The sequence below is a fragment of the Tepidimonas sediminis genome (assembly GCF_007556605.1).
Classification (GTDB): domain Bacteria; phylum Pseudomonadota; class Gammaproteobacteria; order Burkholderiales; family Burkholderiaceae_C; genus Tepidimonas; species Tepidimonas sediminis.
In genome coordinates this window covers 103314-109349 of record NZ_VJND01000010.1, presented here as the reverse complement: position 1 = coordinate 109349, position 6036 = coordinate 103314, and the positions used below count along the sequence as shown (strand labels likewise).

At 66.6% G+C, this 6036-nt stretch carries 12 protein-coding genes; all 12 read left to right on the top strand.

From position 1 onward, the window contains the following. A partial coding sequence (locus Tsedi_RS08995) for an EF-Tu C-terminal domain-related protein (protein WP_246099241.1) occupies positions 1-695 on the top strand: 695 nt, incomplete at its 5' end. A gap of 16 nt (positions 696-711) precedes the next feature. After that, positions 712-1023: a 30S ribosomal protein S10 gene (gene rpsJ / locus Tsedi_RS08990; protein ID WP_132963689.1), complete on the top strand. Its 312-nt coding sequence runs from the start codon at positions 712-714 to the stop codon at positions 1021-1023. Between the two features lie 158 nt (positions 1024-1181). Further along, positions 1182-1841 carry a 50S ribosomal protein L3 gene (rplC, locus tag Tsedi_RS08985; protein ID WP_143895798.1) on the top strand — a complete coding sequence of 220 codons (660 nt, stop codon included), beginning with the start codon at positions 1182-1184 and terminating at the stop codon, positions 1839-1841. A gap of 12 nt (positions 1842-1853) precedes the next feature. Then, positions 1854-2474 carry a 50S ribosomal protein L4 gene (rplD, locus tag Tsedi_RS08980; protein ID WP_143895796.1) on the top strand — a complete coding sequence of 207 codons (621 nt, stop codon included), beginning with the start codon at positions 1854-1856 and terminating at the stop codon, positions 2472-2474. Continuing rightward, complete coding sequence (rplW, locus tag Tsedi_RS08975) at positions 2471-2785, top strand: 50S ribosomal protein L23 (RefSeq protein WP_143895794.1); 315 nt, start codon at positions 2471-2473, stop codon at positions 2783-2785. The genes rplD and rplW overlap by 4 nt, the downstream gene beginning before the upstream one ends. A gap of 5 nt (positions 2786-2790) precedes the next feature. Next, a complete protein-coding gene (gene rplB / locus Tsedi_RS08970; protein ID WP_143895792.1) occupies positions 2791-3615 on the top strand; it encodes a 50S ribosomal protein L2 in 825 nt (274 codons plus the stop codon). Positions 3616-3626: 11 nt separating this feature from the next. Beyond that, on the top strand, positions 3627-3902 hold the full coding sequence (gene rpsS / locus Tsedi_RS08965; RefSeq protein ID WP_132963694.1) for a 30S ribosomal protein S19: 276 nt from the start codon (positions 3627-3629) through the stop codon (positions 3900-3902). Between the two features lie 12 nt (positions 3903-3914). Next, complete coding sequence (gene rplV, locus Tsedi_RS08960) at positions 3915-4244, top strand: 50S ribosomal protein L22 (protein WP_143895790.1); 330 nt, start codon at positions 3915-3917, stop codon at positions 4242-4244. 16 nt (positions 4245-4260) lie between these two features. Beyond that, on the top strand, positions 4261-5124 hold the full coding sequence (rpsC, locus tag Tsedi_RS08955; protein WP_143895788.1) for a 30S ribosomal protein S3: 864 nt from the start codon (positions 4261-4263) through the stop codon (positions 5122-5124). A gap of 2 nt (positions 5125-5126) precedes the next feature. Then, positions 5127-5543 (top strand): 50S ribosomal protein L16, encoded by a 417-nt coding sequence (gene rplP / locus Tsedi_RS08950; RefSeq protein ID WP_132963697.1) that lies wholly within the window; start codon positions 5127-5129, stop codon positions 5541-5543. 12 nt (positions 5544-5555) lie between these two features. After that, positions 5556-5753: a 50S ribosomal protein L29 gene (rpmC, locus tag Tsedi_RS08945; RefSeq protein WP_143895787.1), complete on the top strand. Its 198-nt coding sequence runs from the start codon at positions 5556-5558 to the stop codon at positions 5751-5753. Between the two features lie 13 nt (positions 5754-5766). Then, positions 5767-6030, top strand: coding sequence for a 30S ribosomal protein S17 (gene rpsQ, locus Tsedi_RS08940; RefSeq protein ID WP_143895785.1), 264 nt, complete (start codon positions 5767-5769; stop codon positions 6028-6030). Positions 6031-6036 lie beyond the last annotated feature (6 nt).

The window sequence follows — 6036 nt, the reverse complement described above, 5'->3', positions numbered from 1 at the left end:
ACGACATTCCCATCATCAAGGGCTCGGCGCTGAAGGCCCTGGAAGGCGACAAGGGTGAGCTGGGCGAGCAGGCCATCATGAAGCTTGCGGAAGCGCTGGACACCTACATTCCGACGCCGGAGCGTGCGATCGACGGCACCTTCCTGATGCCGGTGGAAGACGTCTTCTCGATCTCGGGGCGTGGCACGGTGGTGACCGGGCGCATCGAGCGCGGCGTCATCAAGGTGGGCGACGAAGTGGAGATCGTGGGTCTGCGGCCGACGCAGAAGACCACCTGCACGGGCGTGGAGATGTTTCGCAAGCTGCTGGACCAGGGTCAGGCGGGCGACAACGTCGGCATTCTGCTGCGCGGCACCAAGCGCGAGGAAGTCGAGCGCGGCCAGGTGCTGGCCAAGCCGGGCACGATCACGCCGCACACGCACTTCACGGGCGAGGTGTACGTGCTGTCCAAGGAAGAGGGCGGTCGCCACACGCCGTTCTTCAACAACTACCGGCCGCAGTTCTACTTCCGCACCACCGACGTGACCGGGGCGATCGAGCTGCCCAAGGACAAGGAGATGGTGATGCCGGGCGACAACGTCACGATCACGGTCAAGCTGATCGCGCCGATCGCGATGGAGGAAGGCCTGCGCTTTGCCATCCGCGAAGGCGGCCGCACCGTGGGCGCCGGCGTGGTGTCCAAGATCATCGAGTGAGGCCGGAGCACGCACCATGACCAAGCAGAAGATCCGGATCCGCCTCAAGGCGTTCGATTACAAGCTGATCGACGCCTCGGCGGCGCAGATCGTCGACACCGCCAAGCGCACCGGCGCCATCGTGCGCGGCCCCGTGCCGCTGCCGACGCGCATGAAGCGCTTCGACATCCTGCGCTCGCCGCACGTCAACAAGACCAGCCGCGACCAGTTCGAGATCCGCACGCACCAGCGCCTGATGGACATCGTCGATCCCACCGACAAGACGGTGGACGCGCTGATGAAGCTGGATCTGCCGGCCGGCGTGGACGTCGAGATCAAGCTGCAGTAAGCGGCCTGACCCCTTGACGTCATGAAGCCCTCAAGGTACACTTGAGGGCTTCGCTCTTTTGGGGCGAAGGCTTTTTGGCAACCGGGTGGCTTGCGCGGCGTGCCGCGCGGGGTGCCCCATCAGACCCGGCCAATTGCAGTCGGGATTCGGAGAAAACGATGAGTCTGAGCAACTCCCTGGGGTTGTTGGGCCGCAAGGTGGGCATGATGCGCCTGTTCACCGAGGAGGGCGACATGGTGCCCGTTACGGTGGTGGACGTCTCCAACAACCGCGTGGTCCAGGTCAAGGCCCAGGCCACCGACGGCTACGATGCCCTGCAGGTGGCCTACGGCAAGCGGCGCGCCTCGCGCGTGACCAAGCCGATGGCGGGCCATTACGCCAAGGCCGGCGTCGAGGCCGGCGAGATCCTGCGCGAATTCCGCGTCACGCCCGAGGTGGCGGCCAAGTATCCCCCCGGCGCGGTGATCCCGGTGGCCGAGCTGTTCCAGCCCGGCCAGAAGGTCGACGTGCAGGGCACCAGCATCGGCAAGGGCTTCGCCGGCACCATCAAGCGCCACAACTTCGGCTCGCAGCGCGCCTCGCACGGCAACAGCCGCTCGCACAACGTGCCGGGTTCGATCTCGATGGCGCAGGACCCGGGGCGCGTCTTCCCCGGCAAGCGCATGACCGGTCACATGGGTGACGAGACCGTCACCGTGCAGAACCTCGACGTCGTCCGCGTCGACGCCGAACGCCAGCTGCTGCTCATCAAGGGCGCCGTGCCCGGTGCCAAGGGTGGCTTCGTGACCGTCCGTCCGGCCGTCAAGGCCGCCAAGTAAGGAGCGATGCGCATGCAAGTCGAACTCCTCAACGACCAGGGTCAGGCCACCGCCACCGTCGAGGTGCCCGAGACCGTCTTCGGTCGCGAATTCAACGAGGCGCTGGTGCATCAGCTGGTGGTGGCCTACCAGGCCAACGCCCGCCAGGGCACGCGCGCGCAGAAGGACCGCGGCGCCGTCAAGCACACCACCAAGAAGCCGTTCCGCCAGAAGGGCACCGGCAACGCCCGCGCCGGCATGAACTCCTCGCCGCTGTGGCGCGGCGGCGGCAAGATCTTCCCGAGCAGCCCCGACGAGAACTTCACGCAGAAGCTCAACAAGAAGATGTACCGTGCCGGCATGGCCTCCATCTTCTCGCAGCTGGTGCGTGAGGGCCGGCTGTCGGTGGTCGACTCGATCAAGGTCGAGGCGCCCAAGACCAAGCTGCTGGCCAGCAAGCTCAAGGCCATGAACCTGAACTCGGCGTTGATCATCGCCGACGAGATCGACGAGAACCTGTACCTGGCGTCGCGCAACCTGCCCAACGTGCTGGTGGTCGAGCCGCGCCACGCCGATCCGGTGTCGCTGGTGCACTTCAAGAAGGTGCTGGTCACCAAGGGTGCGCTGGACAAGATCAAGGAGATGTTCGCATGAGCCAGCGTAAGTTCGACGAAGGTCGCCTGATGCAGGTGCTGGTGGCGCCGATCATCTCGGAGAAGGCCACCCGCGTGGGTGAGGCGACCAACACCTACCTGTTCAAAGTGCTGCGCGACGCCGAGAAGCCCGAGATCAAGGCGGCGGTGGAGTTGCTGTTCAACGTCAAGGTCAAGGACGTCAACGTCCTGAACCAGAAGGGCAAGGTCAAGCGCTTCGGCAAGACGGTCGGTCGCCGCGACCACGTGCGCAAGGCCTACGTGACGCTGGCCGAGGGCCAGGAAATCCAGTTCGGCGCTGAGGGGGCCTGATCATCATGGCAGTCATCAAGATGAAGCCGACCTCGCCGGGCCGTCGCGGCATGGTGAAGGTCACGCGCGAAAACCTCCACAAGGGCCCCGGCTACGCGCCCCTGCTGGAGCCGCTGAAGAAGCATTCGGGCCGCAACAACGACGGCCACATCACGGTGCGCCACAAGGGTGGCGGCGCCAAGCACCACTACCGCATCATCGACTTCCGCCGCGACAAGGACAACATCCCGGCCAAGGTGGAGCGGCTGGAATACGACCCGAACCGCACCGCGCACATCGCGCTGGTGTGCTACGCCGACGGCGAGCGCCGCTACATCATCGCGCCGCGCGGGCTGGAGGTCGGCCAGACCGTGGTCAGCGGTCCGGAGTCGCCGATCCGCGTCGGCAACACGCTGCCGATCCGCAACATTCCGGTGGGCTCGACCATCCACTGCATCGAGCTCAAGCCGGGCAAGGGTGCGCAGCTGGCGCGCTCGGCCGGCACCTCGGCGGTGCTGCTGGCGCGCGAGGGTGTCTACGCGCAGGTGCGGCTGCGTTCCGGCGAGGTGCGCAAGGTGCACGTGGACTGCCGCGCCACCATCGGCGAGGTCTCCAACCCCGAGCACAGCCTGCGCCAGATCGGCAAGGCCGGCGTCAAGCGCCACATGGGCATCCGCCCGACGGTGCGTGGCGTGGCGATGAACCCGATCGACCACCCGCACGGTGGTGGCGAGGGCCGCACCGGCACCGGTCAGCCGCCGCGCGACCCGTGGGGCAACCTGACCAAGGGCTACCGCACCCGCCGCAACCGCCGCACGCAGAGCATGATCGTGTCGCGCCGCAAGAAGTAAAGGGTTGAGCCATGTCGCGTTCACTGAAGAAAGGTCCGTTCGTCGACCATCACCTGATGGCCAAGGTCGAGAAGGCCCAGGCCAGCAAGGACAAGAAGCCCATCAAGACCTGGTCGCGGCGCTCCACGATCCTGCCCGAGTTCATCGGCCTGACGATTGCCGTGCACAACGGCCGCCAGCATGTGCCGGTCTACATCACCGAGCAGATGGTGGGCCACAAGCTGGGCGAGTTCTCGCTGACGCGCACCTTCAAGGGCCACCCCGGCGACAAGAAGGCCAAGAAGTAAGGAAAGAGACTCATGGAAACCCGCTGTATCGTTCGCGGCGTGCGCCTGTCCGCCCAGAAGGGCCGGCTGGTGGCCGACCTGATTCGCGGCAAGAAGGTGGACCAGGCGCTCAACATCCTGGCCTTCACGCCGAAGAAGGCCGCCGGCATCATCCGCAAGGCGCTGCTGTCCGCCATCGCCAACGCCGAGCACAACGAGGGTGCCGACATCGACGAGCTGAAGGTCAAGACCATCCACGTCGAGCAGGGCACGACGCTGAAGCGCTTCACCGCGCGCGCCAAGGGTCGCGGCAACCGTATCAGCAAGCCGACCTGCCACATCTACGTGACCGTGGGCAACTGACAAGGAAAGGAAGACCATGGGGCAGAAAATCCATCCTACGGGCTTTCGCCTGTCGGTGACCCGCAACTGGGCCAGCCGCTGGTACGCCAACAACCGCGACTTCGCCGGCATGCTGGCCGACGACATCAAGGTGCGTGAGTACCTGCGCAGCAAGCTGAAGAACGCCGCCGTCTCGCGCATCGTCATCGAGCGCCCGGCCAAGAACGCGCGCATCACCATCTACTCGGCGCGTCCGGGCGTGGTGATCGGCAAGAAGGGCGAGGACATCGAGCGCCTGAAGAAGGATCTGGCGCAGATGCTGGGCGTGCCGGTGGCGGTCAACATCGAGGAGATCCGCAAGCCCGAGGTCGACGCGCAGCTGATCGCCGACTCGATCACCCAGCAGCTCGAGAAGCGCATCATGTTCCGCCGCGCGATGAAGCGCGCGATGCAGAACGCCATGCGCCTGGGCGCGCAGGGCGTCAAGATCATGTCGTCGGGCCGCCTGAACGGCATCGAGATCGCGCGCACCGAGTGGTACCGCGAAGGGCGCGTGCCGCTGCACACGCTGCGCGCCGACATCGACTACGGCACCTCGGTGGCCAAGACCACCTACGGCACCATCGGTGTCAAGGTCTGGGTCTACAAGGGTGACACGCTGGGCCGCAACGACGTGCCGTCGCTGGACAGCACGCCGCGGCCGGCCGACGAGGAGCGCCGCGGCCGCGGCCCGCGCCGTGACGGCGCGCGCACCGGCCGTCCGGGCGCCCGCCGCGGTGGCACCAACGCTGTACCGGCCGACGGCTCCGACAAGCCGGCCGAGGCCACCGCCCAACCCGCCGTTAAGCGCGTTCGTTCCGACGCACCCGCACCTGCAGCTGCGGACGGCCAAGGAGTCTGATCATGTTGCAACCCGCTCGTCGCAAGTTCCGCAAGGAGCACAAGGGCCGCAACACCGGGGTGGCCACCAGTGGCACCACCGTCGTGTTCGGCGACTACGGCCTGAAGGCCACCGACCGCGGCCGCCTGACCGCGCGCCAGATCGAGGCCGCGCGCCGCGCCATCAGCCGTCACGTCAAGCGTGGCGGCCGCATCTGGATCCGCGTCTTCCCGGACAAGCCGATCACCCAGAAGCCCGCCGAGGTGCGCATGGGCAACGGCAAGGGCAACGTGGAGTACTACGTGGCCGAGATCCAGCCGGGCAAGGTGCTGTACGAGATCGTCGGCGTGCCCGAACAGCTGGCGCGCGAGGCCTTCGCGCTGGCGGCGGCCAAGCTGCCGCTGCGCACCACGTTCGTCACCCGCATGCTGGGCCAGTGAGGAGGATGACCGATGAAAGCCGCTGAACTGCGCCAGAAGGACGTGGCCGCGCTGCAGGCCGAGATCAAGTCGCTGCAAAAGGCGCACTTCAACCTGCGCATGCAGAAGGCCACGCAGCAGCTGGCCAACACCGCCGCGCTGCGCCAGACGCGCCGGGCCATCGCGCGCGCCAAGACCATCCTGGCCGAGAAGGCCGCCGCCGGCCAGTAAGGAGAGGACCACCATGACGCAAGGCAAGATCAAGCGTACCCTGATCGGCAAGGTGGTCAGCGACAAGCGCGCCAAGACCATCACGGTGCTGGTGGAGCGGCGCGTGAAGCACCCGCTGTACGACAAGATCGTCGTCAAGTCGAGCAAGTACCACGCACACGACGAAAACGGCGAGTACAAGGTGGGTGACATCGTCGAGATCACCGAAAGCCGGCCGCTGTCCAAGACCAAGAACTGGGTGGCCACGCGCCTGGTGCAGAAGGCCGCCGAGGTCTGAGCCGCG

Coding starts and splice junctions, on each gene's coding strand:
- rpsQ (WP_143895785.1), top strand. CDS start 5,767: ATGACGCAAGGCAAGATCAAGCGTACCCTGATCGGCAAGGTGGTCAGC.
- rplV (WP_143895790.1), top strand. CDS start 3,915: ATGGAAACCCGCTGTATCGTTCGCGGCGTGCGCCTGTCCGCCCAGAAG.
- rplW (WP_143895794.1), top strand. CDS start 2,471: ATGAGCCAGCGTAAGTTCGACGAAGGTCGCCTGATGCAGGTGCTGGTG.
- rplP (WP_132963697.1), top strand. CDS start 5,127: ATGTTGCAACCCGCTCGTCGCAAGTTCCGCAAGGAGCACAAGGGCCGC.
- rplB (WP_143895792.1), top strand. CDS start 2,791: ATGGCAGTCATCAAGATGAAGCCGACCTCGCCGGGCCGTCGCGGCATG.
- rpsJ (WP_132963689.1), top strand. CDS start 712: ATGACCAAGCAGAAGATCCGGATCCGCCTCAAGGCGTTCGATTACAAG.
- rplC (WP_143895798.1), top strand. CDS start 1,182: ATGAGTCTGAGCAACTCCCTGGGGTTGTTGGGCCGCAAGGTGGGCATG.
- rpmC (WP_143895787.1), top strand. CDS start 5,556: ATGAAAGCCGCTGAACTGCGCCAGAAGGACGTGGCCGCGCTGCAGGCC.
- rplD (WP_143895796.1), top strand. CDS start 1,854: ATGCAAGTCGAACTCCTCAACGACCAGGGTCAGGCCACCGCCACCGTC.
- rpsC (WP_143895788.1), top strand. CDS start 4,261: ATGGGGCAGAAAATCCATCCTACGGGCTTTCGCCTGTCGGTGACCCGC.
- rpsS (WP_132963694.1), top strand. CDS start 3,627: ATGTCGCGTTCACTGAAGAAAGGTCCGTTCGTCGACCATCACCTGATG.